This window comes from Parazoarcus communis (assembly GCF_003111665.1).
Lineage (GTDB): Bacteria > Pseudomonadota > Gammaproteobacteria > Burkholderiales > Rhodocyclaceae > Parazoarcus > Parazoarcus communis_B.
Window position 1 is genome coordinate 2,910,851 of record NZ_CP022188.1, and the last position, 16,709, is coordinate 2,927,559.

At 62.2% G+C, this 16,709-nt stretch carries 15 protein-coding genes and 1 tRNA gene; all 16 read left to right on the plus strand.

Going from position 1 to position 16,709, the window contains the following annotated elements; translation table 11 throughout:
• Positions 1 to 28 precede the first annotated feature (28 nt).
• The 16 genes from pheA to thrS all read left to right on the plus strand — a co-directional run bounded on the left by pheA (position 29) and on the right by thrS (position 16,702).
• Complete coding sequence (pheA, locus tag CEW87_RS13320; protein WP_108973688.1) at positions 29 to 1,093, plus strand: prephenate dehydratase; 1,065 nt, start codon at positions 29 to 31, stop codon at positions 1,091 to 1,093.
• A 17-nt stretch (positions 1,094 to 1,110) separates the two neighbouring features.
• Complete coding sequence (gene hisC / locus CEW87_RS13325; RefSeq protein ID WP_108973690.1) at positions 1,111 to 2,208, plus strand: histidinol-phosphate transaminase; 1,098 nt, start codon at positions 1,111 to 1,113, stop codon at positions 2,206 to 2,208.
• A gap of 17 nt (positions 2,209 to 2,225) precedes the next feature.
• Entirely contained in the window at positions 2,226 to 3,116 is an 891-nt protein-coding gene (locus CEW87_RS13330; RefSeq protein WP_108973692.1) for a prephenate dehydrogenase, read from the plus strand.
• A gap of 3 nt (positions 3,117 to 3,119) precedes the next feature.
• Positions 3,120 to 5,072 (plus strand): bifunctional 3-phosphoshikimate 1-carboxyvinyltransferase/cytidylate kinase, encoded by a 1,953-nt coding sequence (locus CEW87_RS13335; protein ID WP_108973694.1) that lies wholly within the window; start codon positions 3,120 to 3,122, stop codon positions 5,070 to 5,072.
• 90 nt (positions 5,073 to 5,162) lie between these two features.
• Complete coding sequence (rpsA, locus tag CEW87_RS13340; RefSeq protein WP_108973696.1) at positions 5,163 to 6,866, plus strand: 30S ribosomal protein S1; 1,704 nt, start codon at positions 5,163 to 5,165, stop codon at positions 6,864 to 6,866.
• 11 nt (positions 6,867 to 6,877) lie between these two features.
• Positions 6,878 to 7,162 carry an integration host factor subunit beta gene (locus CEW87_RS13345; protein WP_108947605.1) on the plus strand — a complete coding sequence of 95 codons (285 nt, stop codon included), beginning with the start codon at positions 6,878 to 6,880 and terminating at the stop codon, positions 7,160 to 7,162.
• Positions 7,163 to 7,245: 83 nt separating this feature from the next.
• Complete coding sequence (locus CEW87_RS13350; RefSeq protein WP_108973698.1) at positions 7,246 to 7,551, plus strand: LapA family protein; 306 nt, start codon at positions 7,246 to 7,248, stop codon at positions 7,549 to 7,551.
• A gap of 5 nt (positions 7,552 to 7,556) precedes the next feature.
• Positions 7,557 to 8,732: a lipopolysaccharide assembly protein LapB gene (gene lapB / locus CEW87_RS13355; RefSeq protein WP_108973700.1), complete on the plus strand. Its 1,176-nt coding sequence runs from the start codon at positions 7,557 to 7,559 to the stop codon at positions 8,730 to 8,732.
• A gap of 33 nt (positions 8,733 to 8,765) precedes the next feature.
• Positions 8,766 to 10,088 (plus strand): UDP-glucose dehydrogenase family protein, encoded by a 1,323-nt coding sequence (locus tag CEW87_RS13360; RefSeq protein WP_108973702.1) that lies wholly within the window; start codon positions 8,766 to 8,768, stop codon positions 10,086 to 10,088.
• A 39-nt stretch (positions 10,089 to 10,127) separates the two neighbouring features.
• Positions 10,128 to 11,018: a cysteine synthase CysM gene (gene cysM, locus CEW87_RS13365; protein WP_108973704.1), complete on the plus strand. Its 891-nt coding sequence runs from the start codon at positions 10,128 to 10,130 to the stop codon at positions 11,016 to 11,018.
• 37 nt (positions 11,019 to 11,055) lie between these two features.
• The gene (locus CEW87_RS13370; RefSeq protein ID WP_108973706.1) at positions 11,056 to 13,014 is read left to right on the plus strand and encodes a hypothetical protein; all 1,959 of its coding nucleotides are present in this window, start codon (positions 11,056 to 11,058) and stop codon (positions 13,012 to 13,014) included.
• Positions 13,015 to 13,053: 39 nt separating this feature from the next.
• The gene (locus CEW87_RS13375) at positions 13,054 to 13,245 is read left to right on the plus strand and encodes a hypothetical protein (RefSeq protein WP_108973708.1); all 192 of its coding nucleotides are present in this window, start codon (positions 13,054 to 13,056) and stop codon (positions 13,243 to 13,245) included.
• Entirely contained in the window at positions 13,242 to 13,652 is a 411-nt protein-coding gene (locus tag CEW87_RS13380; RefSeq protein WP_108973710.1) for a YdbL family protein, read from the plus strand. The genes CEW87_RS13375 and CEW87_RS13380 overlap by 4 nt, the downstream gene beginning before the upstream one ends.
• On the plus strand, positions 13,652 to 14,440 hold the full coding sequence (locus CEW87_RS13385; RefSeq protein ID WP_199917018.1) for a 3'-5' exonuclease: 789 nt from the start codon (positions 13,652 to 13,654) through the stop codon (positions 14,438 to 14,440). Before CEW87_RS13380 ends, CEW87_RS13385 begins: the two co-directional genes overlap by 1 nt.
• Before the next feature lie 70 nt (positions 14,441 to 14,510).
• A tRNA-Val gene (locus CEW87_RS13390) sits at positions 14,511 to 14,587 on the plus strand.
• Between the two features lie 198 nt (positions 14,588 to 14,785).
• A complete protein-coding gene (gene thrS, locus CEW87_RS13395; RefSeq protein ID WP_108973714.1) occupies positions 14,786 to 16,702 on the plus strand; it encodes a threonine--tRNA ligase in 1,917 nt (638 codons plus the stop codon).
• Positions 16,703 to 16,709: the final 7 nt, after the last annotated feature.

Genomic DNA, 16,709 nt, shown 5'->3' on the forward strand with positions numbered 1-16,709 from the left:
GCCCGATCGGGCGTTTTGAGAGCTGAGCATGAGCGACGAACTGCTGAACCTGAGAAACCGGATTGACAGCCTCGACGAGGAGATCCTCGCCCGTCTTTCCGAGCGTGCCACCTGCGCCCAGCGTGTGGGCGAGATCAAGCATGGCAACATCTATCGCCCGGAGCGTGAAGCCCAGGTGCTGCGCCGCCTGGCCGATATCAACCCCGGTCCCTTGCCCGGTGGCGCGGTTCAGCGGATTTTTCGCGAGATCATGTCGGCCTGCCTGGCGCTGGAGCAGCCGCTGAAGGTGGCCTATCTGGGCCCCGCCGGCACCTTCTCCGAGAGCGCCAGCCGCAAGCACTTCGGTTCGGCTCCCAACTTCCTGCCCATGGCCGCCATCGACGACGTGTTCCGCACGGTCGAGCAGGGCAATGCCGACTACGGCGTGGTGCCGGTGGAGAACTCCACCGAGGGCGCTGTCGGCGGCACGCTGGATCTGTTGCTCGCGAACCCGCTCAAGGTCTGCGGCGAGGTCAAGCTGCGCATCCATCAGCATCTGCTGTCGCGTGCCGAAGGTATCGGTGGCGCCAAGCGGCTGTATTCGCATGCGCAGTCGCTCGCCCAGTGTCACGAATGGCTCAATCGTCATCTGGCCAATCTGCCGCGCATCCCGGTGGCGAGCAATGCCGAGGCCGCGCGACTGGCTGCGGAAGATCCTGAGTCGTGCGCGATTGCGGGCGAAGCCGCCGCCGAACTTTACGGCCTGAACAAGCTCGCATCCAACATCGAAGACGATCCCAACAATTCGACCCGTTTCCTCGTGATCGCGCATCACGAGGCCGGTCCGTCGGGCAAGGACAAGACCTCGGTGGTGTGCTCGGCGCCGAACCGGCCCGGTGCGATGTATGCGCTGCTCGAGCCGCTCGCCCGTCATGGCGTCGACATGACCAAGCTGCAGTCCCGGCCCGCCCGTGGTGGGCTGTGGGAATACGTGTTCTATGTCGACCTGCAGGGCCACCAGACCGACACCGATGTGGCGGTCGCGCTCAAGGAACTCGGCGAGCGTGCCGCCTTCGTCAAGGTGCTGGGGTCCTACCCCGTCGCCGCGATCTGAACAAGCTGGAGACAAGCATGAGTGTTGCTGGAAATGCGCCGGAGTACATCCGCGCAATCATGCCCTACCTGCCCGGCAAGCCGGTTTCCGAGCTGGCCCGGGAGATGGGCATCGCCGAAGGGAGCATCGTCAAGCTCGCGTCCAACGAGAACCCGCTCGGCATGAGTGCGCATGCCCGCGGCGCGATCACCGGCGTGCTGTCGGAGGTCGCCCGCTATCCGGACGGTAATGCCTTTGCGTTGAAAGCGGCGATCTGCAGCAAGTTTGGCGTGCGTGCCGAGCAACTGGTGATCGGGAATGGCTCCAACGACATTCTTGAGCTCGCTGCGCGGGCGTTTCTGGCGCCCGGTTGTGCCGCGGTGTTCTCGCAGCACGCATTTGCGGTGTACCCGCTGGCGACGAACGCGGTGGGGGCGAAGTGTATCGAGGTGCCGGCCCGGGACTTCGGGCACGACCTCGATGCCATGGCCGCAGCGATCACGCCCGAAACCCGTATCGTGTTCATCGCGAACCCGAACAATCCGACCGGTACCTTCCTGTCCGGCGAGCAACTCGAGGCCTTCCTCGGGAAGGTGCGGCGGGATGTGCTGGTGGTGCTGGACGAGGCCTATACCGAATACCTCGCGCCGGAGCAGTCCTACAATGCCATCGGCTGGCTGGCTCGCTTTCCGAATCTGCTGATTTCGCGCACCTTCTCCAAGGCATACGGCCTGGCGGGATTGCGCGTGGGCTACGCGATTGCGCATCCCGAGGTGGCCGATCTGATGAACCGGGTTCGTCAGCCCTTCAACGTTTCGAGCATCGCGCTTGCGGCCGCGGAAGCGGCGCTTGGTGACGAAGAGTTTCTGGCGCAGAGCGCTCAGATCAACCGCCGCGGCATGGCCCAGATTACCGGGGCTCTGTCCGAGTTGGGGCTGGAGTGGATTCCGTCGTCGGGCAATTTCGTGGCTTTCAGGGCAGGCGATGCGGCTGCCGTGAACCTTGGGCTGCTCAAGCGCGGTGTCATCGTGCGCCCGATCGCCGGCTACGGCATGCCCGAATGGTTGCGGGTCTCGATCGGACTGCCCGAAGAAAACACTCGGTTCATTGAGGCCTTGCGCCAGATTCTGGCGTGAGCGCCCGAGGAGAAGGTATGGCGCTGATCGGCAAACTGGTGGTGTGTGGCGTCGGTCTGATCGGCGGTTCATTTGCGTTGGGTCTGCGTAAGGCGGGCGTGGTTGAGCGCATCGTCGGGATTGGCCGGACAGCGAGCGCGCTCGAAAGGGCGCGAGAGCTGGGCGTGATCGACGAGGTCGCCACCGACTGGGCATCTGCGCTCGATGGCGCCGATCTGGTGCTGCTTGCGGCGCCCGTCGGACAGATGGACAGCATCATGGCGGCAATGGCGCCGCATCTCGCCCCCGGCACCGTGGTGACCGATGCCGGCAGTACCAAGCGTGACGTGATCGAGGCGGCCTACCGTCATCTCGATAGCCGGCTGTCGCACGTCGTGCCGGCGCATCCGATTGCCGGCGCAGAGACCAGCGGTGTGGATGCCGCCTTCGGCGAGCTCTACCGTGATCGCAAGGTCGTGCTCACCCCTTTGCCCGAGAACGATGCGGCTGCGGTCGTCCTGGTGCGTTCCGCATGGGAGGCCTGTGGGGCAATGGTGGTCGAGATGGCACCCAACGACCACGACCGGGTGTTCGCGGCAGTCAGCCACCTTCCGCATCTGCTCGCCTTTGGGCTGGTGCACGACCTTGCCGGCCGTGCAAATGCCGAATTGCTGTTTTCCCATGCGGCCAGCGGTTTTCGCGACTTCACCCGGATTGCCGGCAGCCACCCCGAAATGTGGCGTGACATCTGCATCGCCAACCGTCAGGCGCTGCTTGGCGAACTCGATCAGTATCTGGCCGAACTCGCCTATGTACGTGCACTCCTGATGGCGGGCGACGGCAAGCGACTCGAAGAGCTCTTCGATGAAGCCCGCGTTGCACGTAATGCCTGGGCATCACAGTTTCCGCCCACCTCATCTGCTGAGTAAGCCATGCAATTTCTAGATTTGCCTCCCGTACTCGAGGCCAGTGGAACGGTGCGTCTGCCGGGTTCCAAGAGCATCTCCAACCGGGTCCTGCTGCTGGCCGCGCTGGCCGAGGGCGAAACAGACATTCGTGACCTTCTGGCCTCGGACGACGTCGAACGCATGCTCGATGCGCTGCGTGCGCTCGGGGTCGACTGGCGCCATGAGTCCGGCACCAACGATTACCGCGTGCGTGGTGCGGGTGGGCCGTTTCCGGTCAAGGCCGCCGAGCTCTTTCTCGGCAATGCGGGGACCGCCTTCCGGCCGCTGACGGCCGCACTTGCGCTGTCCGGTGGCAGCTATCACCTGTCGGGTGTGGCACGCATGCACGAGCGTCCGATCGGCGATCTGGTCGATGCGCTGCGCCAGATCGGTACGGATATCGACTATCTCGGCAACGAGGGTTTCCCGCCGCTGCAGCTGCGCCCGGCGACGATTCGCCGCGGCGGTGTGGTCAAGGTGCGGGGAGACGTCTCGAGTCAGTTTCTGACGGCCTTGCTGATGGCGCTGCCGCTCACCGGTGAAGAGGTCACGATCGAAGTGGTGGGCGAGCTCATTTCGCGGCCTTACATCGCGATCACGCTCGATCTGATGGCGCGCTTCGGCGTACGGGTGACGCATGAGAACTGGGGGCGTTTCATCGTTCCCGGCGGTGCCCGTTATGTCTCTCCCGGCACCCTGTTCGTCGAGGGCGATGCTTCATCGGCCTCCTATTTTCTCGCCGCTGGCGCCATTGGTGGTGGTCCGGTTCGTGTAGAGGGTGTAGGCAGCAGCAGCATCCAGGGCGATGTCCGCTTTGCCGAGGCGCTGGAGCAGATCGGCGCGCGCATCAGTATGGGCGACAACTGGATCGAGGCTTCGGCGCCGGCGTCTGGTTGTCTGCGCGCCTTCGATCTCGATCTGAACCACATTCCCGATGCCGCCATGACGCTTGCGGTGGCGGCGCTCTTCGCTGACGGCCCGTGCCGGTTGCGCAATATCGCCAGCTGGCGGGTCAAGGAGACCGACCGCATCGCGGCCATGGCCATCGAGTTGCGCAAGGTCGGCGCCGACGTGGAAGAGGGTGCCGACTACATTCGCGTGACCCCGCCTGCGACGCTGCAACCCGCTGCGATCGATACCTATGACGACCACCGCATGGCCATGTGCTTCTCGCTGGTGAGCCTGGGCGGCTGCAGGGTGCGGATCAATGATCCGAAATGCGTCAACAAGACCTTCCCCGACTACTTCGCTGCGTTCTCCGGTGTCGTGACACCGGTCCCGGTGGTGGCGATCGACGGTCCGTCCGCATCGGGCAAGGGAACGGTCGGCGCCCGCGTGGCCGAGGCCTTGGGCTGGCATCACCTCGACAGCGGCACCCTGTACCGGCTCACGGCGCTGGCTGCGATGCGTCGTGGCGTTGATCTCGGCGACGCGGTGGCGCTGTCCGCGCTGGCGGCGGCCCTGCCGGCCCGCTTCGATGGCGGCCGTGTGTTGCTTGGCGACGAGGATGTCAGCGATGAGATCCGGCAAGAGGCATGCTCGGTCGGCGCCTCCAGGGTGGCCGTGCTGCCGGCGGTGCGCGACGCACTGTTCGGGCGTCAGCGCGACTTCAGGCACGGGCCTGGACTGGTGGCGGAAGGGCGTGACATGGGCTCGACGATCTTCCCTGACGCACAGGTCAAGGTGTTTCTCACGGCCTCCGCTGAGGCGCGTGCGGAGCGTCGATATAAGCAGTTGATCGAAAAGGGTTTGCCTGCTAAGCTTGAGAGCTTGATGCAGGATCTCCGTGAACGGGATGCGCGTGATGCGGCCCGATCCGTTGCTCCATTGCAGCAACAGCCGGACGCGGTACTGCTCGATACCACCTCAATGGATGTCGATGCGGCCGTGGCTTTCGTGCTCGATCTCGTGCGGGATCGGGGACTGGCGACCGGTTGAGTTTCACCATGCCCGGGCAAGGGTGCCCGGTGCGTGTCCATCAACTTACTTTGCTTGCCGTCGCACGCCGGTCCCGGATTCTTTCTCTTTATGTCAACTGCCACCCCCGCCTTCGAAGAAAGCTTTGCCGCCCTGTTCGAAGAAAGCCTTGCCCTTCAGGAAATGCGTACCGGTGAAGTCATCACCGCTGAAGTCGTACGCATCGACCAGAACTTCGTCGTCGTCAATGCCGGCCTGAAGTCCGAGAGCTATGTTCCCATCGAGGAATTCCGCGACGATCGCGGCGACCTCGAAGTCAATGTCGGCGATTTCGTCCACGTTGCGATCGATGCACTTGAAGATGGTTTCGGTGAAACCCGCCTGTCGCGTGACAAGGCCAAGCGTATCTCGGCGTGGAACGACCTCGAGAAGGCACTGAACGAAGGCACCCTGGTGAAGGGCGTGATCTCCGGTCGCGTCAAGGGTGGTCTGACCGTCATGACCAACAGCATCCGCGCCTTCCTGCCGGGTTCGCTGGTCGACATGCGCCCGGTCAAGGACACCACGCCGTACGAAGGCAAGGAATTCGAATTCAAGGTCATCAAGCTCGATCGCAAGCGCAACAACGTTGTCGTTTCGCGTCGCGCAGTGCTCGAAGAGTCGATGGGCGAAGAGCGCGAGAAGCTCCTTGCCAACCTCAAGGAAGGCACGGTCATCAAGGGTATCGTCAAGAACATCACCGACTACGGTGCGTTCGTTGACCTCGGCGGCATCGACGGCCTGCTGCACATCACCGACCTCGCTTGGCGTCGTGTGCGTCACCCGTCGGAAGTGCTCAACGTCGGCGACGAAATCGAAGCCAAGGTGCTCAAGTTCGACCAGGAGAAGAACCGCGTTTCCCTGGGTCTCAAGCAGCTCGGCGAAGATCCGTGGGTCGGCATCTCCCGCCGTTACCCGCAGAGCACCCGCCTGTTCGGCAAGGTCACCAACATCACCGACTACGGCGCCTTTGTCGAAGTCGAGCAGGGTATCGAGGGCCTGGTGCACGTCTCCGAAATGGACTGGACCAACAAGAACATCCATCCGACCAAGGTTGTCCAGCTGGGCGACGAAGTCGAAGTGATGATCCTCGAAATCGACGAAGACCGTCGTCGTATCTCGCTGGGCATGAAGCAGTGCGCTTCGAACCCGTGGGACGATTTCGCCCTGAACCACAAGAAGGGTGACAAGGTCCGCGGCCAGATCAAGTCGATCACCGACTTCGGTGTGTTCATCGGCCTGGAAGGCGGCATTGACGGCCTGGTTCACCTGTCCGACCTGTCGTGGAGCGAGTCCGGTGAAGACGCCGTGCGCCGCTTCAAGAAGGGTGACGAGGTTGAGGCCATCGTTCTGGCAATCGACGTCGAGCGTGAGCGTATCTCGCTGGGCATCAAGCAGATGGAAGGCGATCCGTACACCAACTTCATCGCTACCCACGAGAAGAACAGCCTCGTGACCGGTACGGTCAAGTCGGTTGAAGCTCGCGGTGCCGTGATTGCGCTGGGTGAAGAAGTCGAGGGCTACCTGCGCGCTTCCGAAGCTGCAGCTCATCGTGTTGATGATCTGACCTCCGTGCTGAAGGAAGGCCAGGAAATCGAAGCAGTTGTGATCAACGTTGATCGCAAGACGCGTTCGATCAACCTGTCGATCCGTGCCAAGGATCAGGTTGAGCAGTCCGAAGTCATGAACAAGATGGCTTCCGAAAGCGCTGCTTCGTCCGGCACGACCAACCTCGGTGCGTTGCTCAAGGCCAAGCTGAACGAGCAGAAGCAGTAATCTAACCGATCATGACCAAATCGGAGCTGATTGCCCAGCTGGCGGCACGTTTCCCGCAGCTGGTGGCAAAGGATGCCGATTACGCGGTCAAGATGATTCTCGATGCGATGACCGACGCGCTCGCGCGCGGTGACCGCATCGAGATCCGCGGGTTTGGAAGTTTTGCGCTGAACTATCGTCCTCCCCGAACGGGACGCAACCCCAAGTCTGGTGATAAGGTGCACGTGCCTGAAAAGTACGTACCGCACTTCAAAGCCGGCAAAGAGTTGCGCGAACGGGTGGATATTGGCGGTTGACCGCGCGGCGATCGGTGGAATGAATCAGGGAAGGCGGCTTAGGCTGCCTTCTTTTTTGTCATGTGCTCGGGGATAATGTCGATATGCGCGCATTGATGTGGTTACTCCGCCTCGTTTTGTTTTTTCTCCTCTTCGGCTTCGCGGTCAAGAACGACCAGTTGGCGAGCCTGAGGTTCTTCTTCGGCAGTGAGTGGCAACTGCCCATCGTCTTCATCATCCTGATTGCATTTGCGGCCGGTGCCCTGCTGGGTGTAACGGCAACTTTCGGGTCTCTGTTGCGGCAGCGGCGTGAGATTTCGCGCTTGCGCAAGCAGATCGACCGGGCAAAACGCGAGCGTGCTGAATCACCCGTTCCCGTGGCCGAAGCACAGGCACCCGAGACTCTCTGACATCTATGGAAATCGAATTCTGGTGGCTGCTTGCGCTGCCACTGTTTTTTGGCCTGGGCTGGCTGGCGGCACGCATCGACATCCGCCAGGTCGTCCACGAGTCCAGAGCCTTGCCCCGCTCCTACCTGAGCGGGCTGAATTTTCTTCTCAACGAACAGCCTGACAAGGCCATCGATGCCTTTGTCGAGGCAGTCCGGATCGATCCTCAGACAATAGAACTTCATTTCGCACTGGGCAGTCTGTTCCGGCGCCGCGGCGAGACTGATCGTGCGATTCGCATGCATCAGCTGCTTGTCGATCGGGAGGACCTTTCCGAGGAGCAGCGCCTTCAGGCGCTGGGCGAGCTTGGACAGGATTTTCTCAAGGCAGGTCTGCTCGATCGGGCTGAAGCCGTGTTCATGCGGCTGCGTGGCACGCGCGCCGACAATGTCGCGTTGCGCTATCTGCTCGAGATCTATCAGCAGGAAAAGGACTGGGCCAAGGCGATCGAGATCGCAGGCTTTCTGACCGATCACGATAGCCTGCACTGGCGCACGGACGTGGCCAACTTTCATTGCGAGCTCGCGACCCAGGCACTTGCCAGTTCCCGCTTCGACGAGGTTCGTCGGCACGTGGGTGACGCATTGGCAATCAACCGCCGCTGCGTGCGTGCGAGTCTGATTCAGGGTGACCTCCTGCTTGCCGAAGGGCGTGACGAGGATGCGCTTGAGGCATGGAAGCGGATCGAGAGCCAGGATCCGGTCTACCTTGCGTTGGCGGCACAGCGGGTCATGGACATCTATGGACGGCTGGGGCGGATCGAGCAGGGCCACCAGTTGCTGCGTTCATGGCTTGAGCGCCACCCCTCGCTCGATCTGCTCGACGAGCTGTTTCATTGGGAAATTGACAAGCTCGGGGCCAAGGCGGCCTATGATCTGGTGCGCGAGGAGTTGCGTCGCAACCCGACCCTGCTGGGCCTGGACAAACTGCTCGAGGCGGCCTTGCTGACAGCGCCGACGGAGTTGCGCGGCGACATCGACATGATAAAGCAGCTGATCCACGGTCATACGCGCAAGGTTGCACGCTACCGCTGCGACGCCTGCGGGTTCAAGGCGAGACAGTTTCACTGGCGTTGTCCGGCCTGTGGCGGCTGGGAGACCTATCCGCCGCGCAGGACCGAGGAATTCGATCTTACGCCGTGAGCCTCGGGTTCCGGCACTGATGAGGGAAATCGCATGAAGGTTACGGTTGTCGGTACGGGGTATGTAGGGCTCGTCAGCGGTGCGTGCCTTGCGGATGTCGGCAATGACGTGCTCTGTCTCGATGTGGATCCGAACAAGATCCGCATCCTCGAGGAGGGCGGGATTCCGATTCACGAGCCGGGGCTGCTCGACGTGGTTCGACGTAACGTCGAAGCCGGGCGTCTTTCGTTCACGACAGACATCGAGAAGGCCGCACGTTTCGGGACCATCCAGTTCATCGCCGTCGGTACGCCGCCCGATGAGGACGGCTCGGCCGATCTGCAGTACGTGCTTGCGGCCGCGCGCAACATCGGTCGCTACATGGACGATTACCGGGTCGTGGTCGACAAGTCCACGGTGCCGGTCGGTACCGGCGACAAGGTCCGTGCAGCTATCACCGAAGAGCTCGAAAAGCGCAAGGCTGCGATTGAGTTCTCCGTGGTGTCGAATCCTGAGTTCCTGAAGGAGGGCGCTGCGGTCGACGATTTCATGCGTCCCGACCGCATCATCGTCGGTGCCGACGATGAGCGTGCCATTGAGCTGATGCGCCAGCTCTACGGCCCCTTCCAGCGCAATCACGAAAAGCTGCTGGCGATGGACGTGAAGAGTGCGGAGCTCACCAAGTACGCAGCGAATGCGATGCTGGCGACCCGCATCAGCTTCATGAACGAACTGGCCAATCTGGCCGAGACTCTCGGTGCTGACATCGAACTCGTGCGTCAGGGTATCGGTTCCGATCCGCGTATCGGCTGGCACTTCCTGTATGCCGGTTGTGGCTATGGCGGCTCGTGCTTCCCGAAGGATGTGAAGGCGCTGGTGCGTACCGGGCGCGAAAACGATCACGACCTGTTGCTGCTCAACGCGGTCGAGGCTGCCAACGATGCGCAGAAGATGCTGCTCGTGCGCAAGATCGTGTCCCGTTTCGGCGAAGACCTCAGCGGGCTGCATTTCGGCCTGTGGGGACTCGCGTTCAAGCCCAACACCGACGACATGCGCGACGCCCCCAGCCGGGTCATCATCCGCGAACTGTTCGAGCGTGGCGCAACCGTGACGGCCTACGATCCGGTGGCAATGGACGAGGCAAAGCGGATCTTCGGCGACGAACCGCGCCTGCGCTATGCCCAGCGCCCGATGGCCGCGCTCGACGATGCGGATGCGCTGGTGATCGTGACCGAGTGGAAGGAGTTTCGCAGTCCCGATTTCGATGCGATCCGGCAGGCGCTGAAGAGCGCGGTCATTTTCGACGGACGCAACATGTACGACCCCGCTGTGATGCGCAAACTCGACATCGACTATCACGGTATCGGTCGCCGCTGAGCGGCTGCAATGGCCTTGAAGGTCTGAAAGGGTATTCAAATGGAATTCAAGACGCTCGAGGATTACGTTGGGCATACGCCGTTGGTGCGGCTCAAGCGAATTGAGGCGGGACGCAACAATGTGATCCTGGCCAAGCTCGAGGGCAACAACCCCGCAGGGTCGGTGAAGGATCGGCCGGCACTGTCGATGGTGATGCACGCTGAAGCGCGGAGGGCGATCCACCCGGGCGACTGCCTGATCGAGGCCACCAGTGGCAATACCGGCATTGCGCTGGCGATGGTTGCCGCAATGCGGGGCTACCGCATGATTCTGGTCATGCCGGAGAACCAGAGCGTCGAACGTCGTCAGACCATGCGCGCATTTGGCGCAGAGCTGGTGCTCACGCCCAAGGAAGGCGGCATGGAGATGGCGAGAGACGTCGCCGAGAAAATGCGCGACGAAGGGCAGGGGGTCATTCTCGATCAATTCGGTAACCCGGATAACCCTCTGGCGCACTACGAGGGCACCGGCCCCGAGATCTGGGAGCAGACCGGCGGTCGTGTCACGCACTTCGTCAGTTCGATGGGGACGACCGGGACCATCATGGGGACCTCACGTTTCCTGAAAGAGCAGAACCCGGCCATCCAGATCGTCGGCTGTCAGCCCGAAGAGGGTTCGCAGATTCCGGGCATTCGGAAGTGGCCCGAGGCTTACCTGCCGAGCATCTACGAGAAGCCTCGGGTTGATCGGCTCGAGTATGTCGGGCAGGCTGACGCCGAGGAGATGACCCGCCGACTGGCGCGGGAAGAAGGCATCTTCGCAGGCATCTCGTCCGGCGGCTCCCTGCATGTGGCGCTGCGCCTCGCTCAGGAAGTCGAGAATGCGGTCATCGTGAGCATCGTCTGCGACCGGGGTGATCGCTATCTGTCGACGGGCGTTTTCCCGGGCTGATCGTCCGCTCCTGCGCCATGCATGGCGATGGCTGTGCATGGTGCTGCTTTCCCTGCCTGTGGCCGCATCGGCGCTGGGCACGCTGGCTTTGTCGGTCGACCGCATCGAGCACCCGGGCTTCGGCCTGCAGGGTTTGCAATTCAGCTTTCCTGTAGGTGGGCGTGCGAGTCTGAGCATCGCTCGTCTGCGGGTTGCCGACCGGCACTGGCGCAACGTGCGCCTCGACTGCGCTCACGGCAGTCTCGATGCGACGGTCGTTCGTTGCACCGACGGGGTCTTTCGCCTCCCCGGTCTGCCGCACCCCCTGCAAATCTCGTTTCGACTCGACCTCGCAACCCGCGCCGGCACGTTCGCCATTGGTACGCCAGACGGTACGCGGCTGACGGCACGCCTGCCCGGCGATGGGAGTGTGCGGGCGAAGGTCATCGGACTCGATCTCGCCGCATTGCCGACCTGGCTGCCGGTGCTCAAGCCGTGGTCGCCGACGGGGCGTTTCGACGGTGAGCTCCTGTGGCATCCAACCCGGATGCTTGAATTGACCGGCCGTCTTTCCGGTGGCGCCTTCGGGTCCGCGGACGGTTTGCACGCGGCAGAAAAGCTTGCGCTTGATGTGCGTGTCGATGCAGTCCTGAAGTCGGGGCGTTGGGACTGGATCGCCGAGCTCGGGTGGCGCGAGGGGGCTGCCTATCTTCATCCTTTCTTCGTCGAGGCCGGCCCGTCCTTGCACGCCCACGGGCAGTTGCGGCCAGGCGTGCTTGAGGTGCACGAGGCGTCCGTGATGCTTGAGGGGGTCGAGCAGCTCGCGGCGTCGGCGCGGATCAATCTGGCCACCGGTATGCCCGACAGACTTTCGGTCGCGCTTGCTGGCGCTGATCTTGCGATTGTCGGGCCGCGCTGGCTGGCGCCGCTGGTGGCACCGGCTGCCGGCGAGCGCTTGCGTTTTGCCGGGCGGGTCAGCGGGGCGCTTGAGTTCGAGGGCGTGCACCTGCGCGCGCTCGATGCAGTCTTCGACGAGGCCGGCGTCAGCCTTGCGGGTGGCGATGGGGGCCCGGGGCTGGCCTTCGGGCCGTTGAGCGGTCATGTGCCATGGCGCCACGGTCTGCCGACGCGCGGGGAGCTGCAGATCGGAGGCGGGCGCTGGCAAAAGCTTGCACTCGGTGCATTTGACCTTGGCGTCAGCATCGACGAGCGCAGCATCCGTGTCGATCGGGTGCGTATTCCGCTGCTTGATGGCGCGCTGGTATTTGGCGAGACGGTCCTGAATGCCGGGAGTGAGGGCTGGGTGGGCAAGGGAAGTCTGGTCATCGAGCCGGTGTCGATGCGCCTGCTCACCGATGCACTGGACCTGCCGTCAATGTCCGGCGTGCTGTCGGGCTCGATTCCGGGGCTGCGCGCGTCACCAGGCGAGGTCGTGCTGGACGGGACGACGGTGGTCTCCGTGTTCGACGGTTATCTGCGGGCAACCGGGCTCAGGGTTCTGGAACCCTTTGGCGTCGGTTCGCACCTCACCGCCGACATTGAGGCGCGTCATCTCGATCTTGAGCAACTGACCGAAACCTTCAGCTTCGGCACTATTACGGGCTTCGTTGATGCCGACGTTCGTCGGCTGGAGTTGGTGCGCTGGCGTCCGGTGGGCTTCGATGCGCGGGTCAGCAGCAGTCCGGGGCGTTATCCGCGACGCATCAGCCAGCGAGCTGTGCAGAACATCAGTGCGCTGGGCGGGCCGGGCGCAATGGCAGCGATTCAGCGCAGCCTGCTCGGGTTCTTCGACACCTTCGGCTATCGGGAAATCGGGCTCGGTTGTGTTCTGAAGTCAGGTGTGTGCGAGATGAGCGGCATCGGCGACGGTGCGGAGGCGGGGCGCTTCGTGATCGTCAGTGGCGGCGGAATCCCGGCTCTGGATGTCATCGGCTACAATCGACGCGTGGATTGGCGCGAACTGGTCGAGCGCCTTCAGCGTGTCATCGAAGGCAATGCTGCGGCCGAGGTGCGCTGAAGCGGGCGGTACGGAGTGCCGCGTAACGAAGGAGGTGACATGTCGCCAAGCTTGCGAAACGTGTTGTTGGGCGCGCTGGTTCTGACCAGCAGTGCCTGTGTCACGATCAATATCTATTTCCCGGCCGCTGCGGCGGAGAAGGCTGCGGACCGGATCATCGACGAAGTGTGGCAGTTGCGGGAAGATGCTGCCGTGCCCGCCAAGCCGCCTGCGGAGGAAAAGAAACCATGAAACTCGCTCCCCTGATTTGTGCGGTGCTCCTGAGCGTTTCGCTCTCGGTTGCAGCGCAGGGCAATCTCGAGATCGATTCTCCGGCAATCGGTGCGCTCAAGCAGTCGATGCACCAACGCCACTCGCAGCTTGCGCCGCTGTACCAGTCGGGTGCGGTGGGGCTTGCGGATGATGGCTCAGTGGCGCTGCACAGTGCCGGCAATGTGCCCCTGGCTCAGCGCGGTCAGGTCAATGCCCTGATCGCGGCCGAGAACGCTGATCGTAGCGCCCTCTATCGTGAAATTGCGCGTGCCAACGGGCACCCCGAGTGGGAGTCGGACGTGCGTAACACCTTTGCCAAGCGCTGGGTGCAGCGGGCGCAGCCCGGTTGGTGGGTGCAGCAGGGCGGAGGCTGGGTTCAGAAGTGATGCCGACCCTGATTTTCGATATCGAAACCATTCCCGACGTGGATGGGATCCGACGCCTCAACGAGTTGCCGGATGATCTCTCCGACTTCGAGGTGGCGGAGTTCGCCTTCCAGCAACGGCGGGCGAGCCACGGGAATGATTTCCTGCCTCATCATCTGCAGCGGGTGGTGACGATTTCATGCGCCATGCGCGATGCGAATCAGTTCCGCGTGTTCTCGCTATCGGAGCCGGAGTCGAACGAGGGGCAGATCATCCAGCGTTTCTTCGACGGGGTGGAGCGCTTCACCCCGCAGATCGTGTCCTGGAACGGCGGCGGCTTCGATCTTCCGGTGCTTCACTACCGCGGCATGCTCCATGGCGTAGCTGCGCCCCGCTACTGGGACCTGGGTGACGGCGACTACGCCGATTCGCGGGATTTCAAGTGGAACAACTACATCAGTCGCTACCACACGCGGCATCTCGATCTGATGGACATGCTGGCAATGTATTCGCCACGTGCCAATGCGCCGCTGGATGATCTGGCAAAGCTCATGGGGTATCCCGGCAAGCTCGGCATGGACGGATCTGCTGTATGGGCCGCCTGGCAGGAGGGGCGCATCGCTGAGATTCGCGACTACTGCGAGACTGACGTGGTGAATACTTACCTCGTGTTCCTGCGTTTTCAGCGCATGCGCGGCCACCTCGATGCGGCCGGCCTTGCGAGCGAACTGGCTGTGGTGCGCGAAGCGCTGGGGCGGATCGGCGCTCCGCACTGGGAGGCGTTCTTGGCCGAATGGCCCGAGATTTAATTTTTTTGAAGAAAGTTTTAAAAATAGTTTGACACCTGTCGTGAAGTGCCTATAATTCGCGGCTCTTAGCAGGCGCGTAGCTCAGCTGGTTAGAGCACCACCTTGACATGGTGGGGGTCGTTGGTTCGAGTCCAATCGCGCCTACCAACACTTGGAGTCGATTTGCCATGTTCCGAACTCATACCAAGGCCGGAAACTGAACAGGTCGGGTCCGCTTGTCTGCTTGAGGAAAAAGTGCGGTTCGACCGCACTTTTTTTTCGTCCACGTTTTGTGCAGTGCAACCAAGGTCGCATTACCAGAGCTGTCACTTTTCATCAGCTCACCCAGTCTAGAGGCTAGAGATCATGCTGAATATCACGCTTCCCGATGGTTCCATTCGTCAGTTCGACCATCCGGTTACTGTGGGTGAGGTCGCCGCTTCGATCGGTGCGGGGCTGGCCAAGGCTTCGCTGGCGGGGCGTGTGGATGGCCGTCTGGTTGATCTCTCGCACCGCATCGAATCCGATGCTGCGCTGGCAATCATTACCGACAAGAATCCGGAAGGTCTCGAGGTCATTCGTCATTCGACGGCGCACTTGCTGGCGCACGCGGCGAAAGAGCTGTTCCCGGAAGCGCAGGTGACGATCGGGCCAGTGATCGACAATGGCTTCTACTACGATTTCTCCTATCATCGCCCGTTCACGCCGGAAGATCTGGCTGCCATCGAGCAGCGCATGGCGGAGATCGTCAAGCGCGAACTGCCGGTGACGCGTGAAGTCTGGCCGCGCAACAAGGCGGTCGAGTTCTTCAAGGGGATTGGCGAGAACTACAAGGCCGAGATCATTGCCTCCATCCCGTCTGACGAGGATGTCTCGCTCTATCGTCAGGGCGATTTCATCGATCTGTGTCGTGGCCCGCACGTGCCGTCGACGGCCAAGCTCAAGGTGTTCAAGCTCACGAAGCTGGCCGGGGCCTACTGGCGTGGCGACTCGAAGAACGAAATGCTGCAGCGGGTCTACGGCACGGCATGGGTGAAGAAGGAAGATCTCGAGTCTTACCTGCACATGCTGGAAGAGGCCGAGAAGCGCGATCACCGCAAGCTGGGTCGTCAGCTCGATCTCTTCCATCTCCAGGAAGAGGCGCCGGGCATGGTGTTCTGGCATGCCAAAGGGTGGACGCTGTGGCAACAGGTCGAGCAGTACCTGCGCAAGACCATTGGCGATGTTGGCTATCAGGAAGTAAAGACGCCGCAGATCGTTGATCGCTCGCTGTGGGAGAAATCCGGTCACTGGGGTATGTACGCCGACCTCATGTTCACCACGCAGTCGGAAAAGCGCGACTATGCAGTGAAGCCGATGAACTGCCCGTGTCATATCCAGATCTTCAACCAGGGTCTGAAGAGCTACCGCGATCTGCCGCTGCGGATGGCCGAGTTTGGCTCCTGTCACCGCAACGAGCCGTCCGGCGCGCTGCACGGGATCATGCGCGTGCGCAACTTCGTGCAGGACGATGCGCACATCTTCTGTACCGATGCACAGGTGCAGGACGAAGCGGCCGAGTTCATCCGTCTGCTGCAGCGAGTCTATGTCGACTTCGGCTTTACCGATGTGCTGATCAAGCTGTCGACGCGCCCGGACAAGCGGGTGGGTAGCGACGAGCAGTGGGATGCGGCCGAGGCGGCGCTTGCGGCTGCGCTTGATGCCCAGGGGCTTGAATACGACCTGCAGCCGGGCGAGGGCGCGTTCTATGGTCCCAAGATCGAGTTTTCGCTGAAGGACTGCCTCGGACGGGTGTGGCAGTGCGGTACGCTGCAGCTCGACTTCAACCTGCCGGTGAGGCTCGAGGCCGAATACGTCGCCGAGGACAACACCAAGAAGTATCCGGTGATGTTGCATCGCGCAATCCTGGGTTCGCTGGAGCGGTTCATCGGCATCCTGATCGAGCACTACGCCGGGGCGCTGCCGCTGTGGCTGGCGCCGGTTCATGCGGTGGTGATGAATATTTCGGAAGGTCAGGCCGAATACGCGCAGGAAGTCACTCAGAGACTGAAGAAAGCCGGTTTCCGGGTCGAGACGGATTTGCGTAACGAAAAGATTAACTATAAAATCCGCGAACATAGCGTGCACAAGCTGCCTTACCAGATCGTAATCGGCGAGAAGGAAAAGTCCGCCGGGGTGGTTGCTGTGCGCGTCCGGGGTGGCCAGGATCTTGGCCAAATGTCCCTAGATTCGCTGATCGAGCGCTGGCATCGTGAAATTGAAGCGAAAGCCGGCTCGGTCTGATATTGGC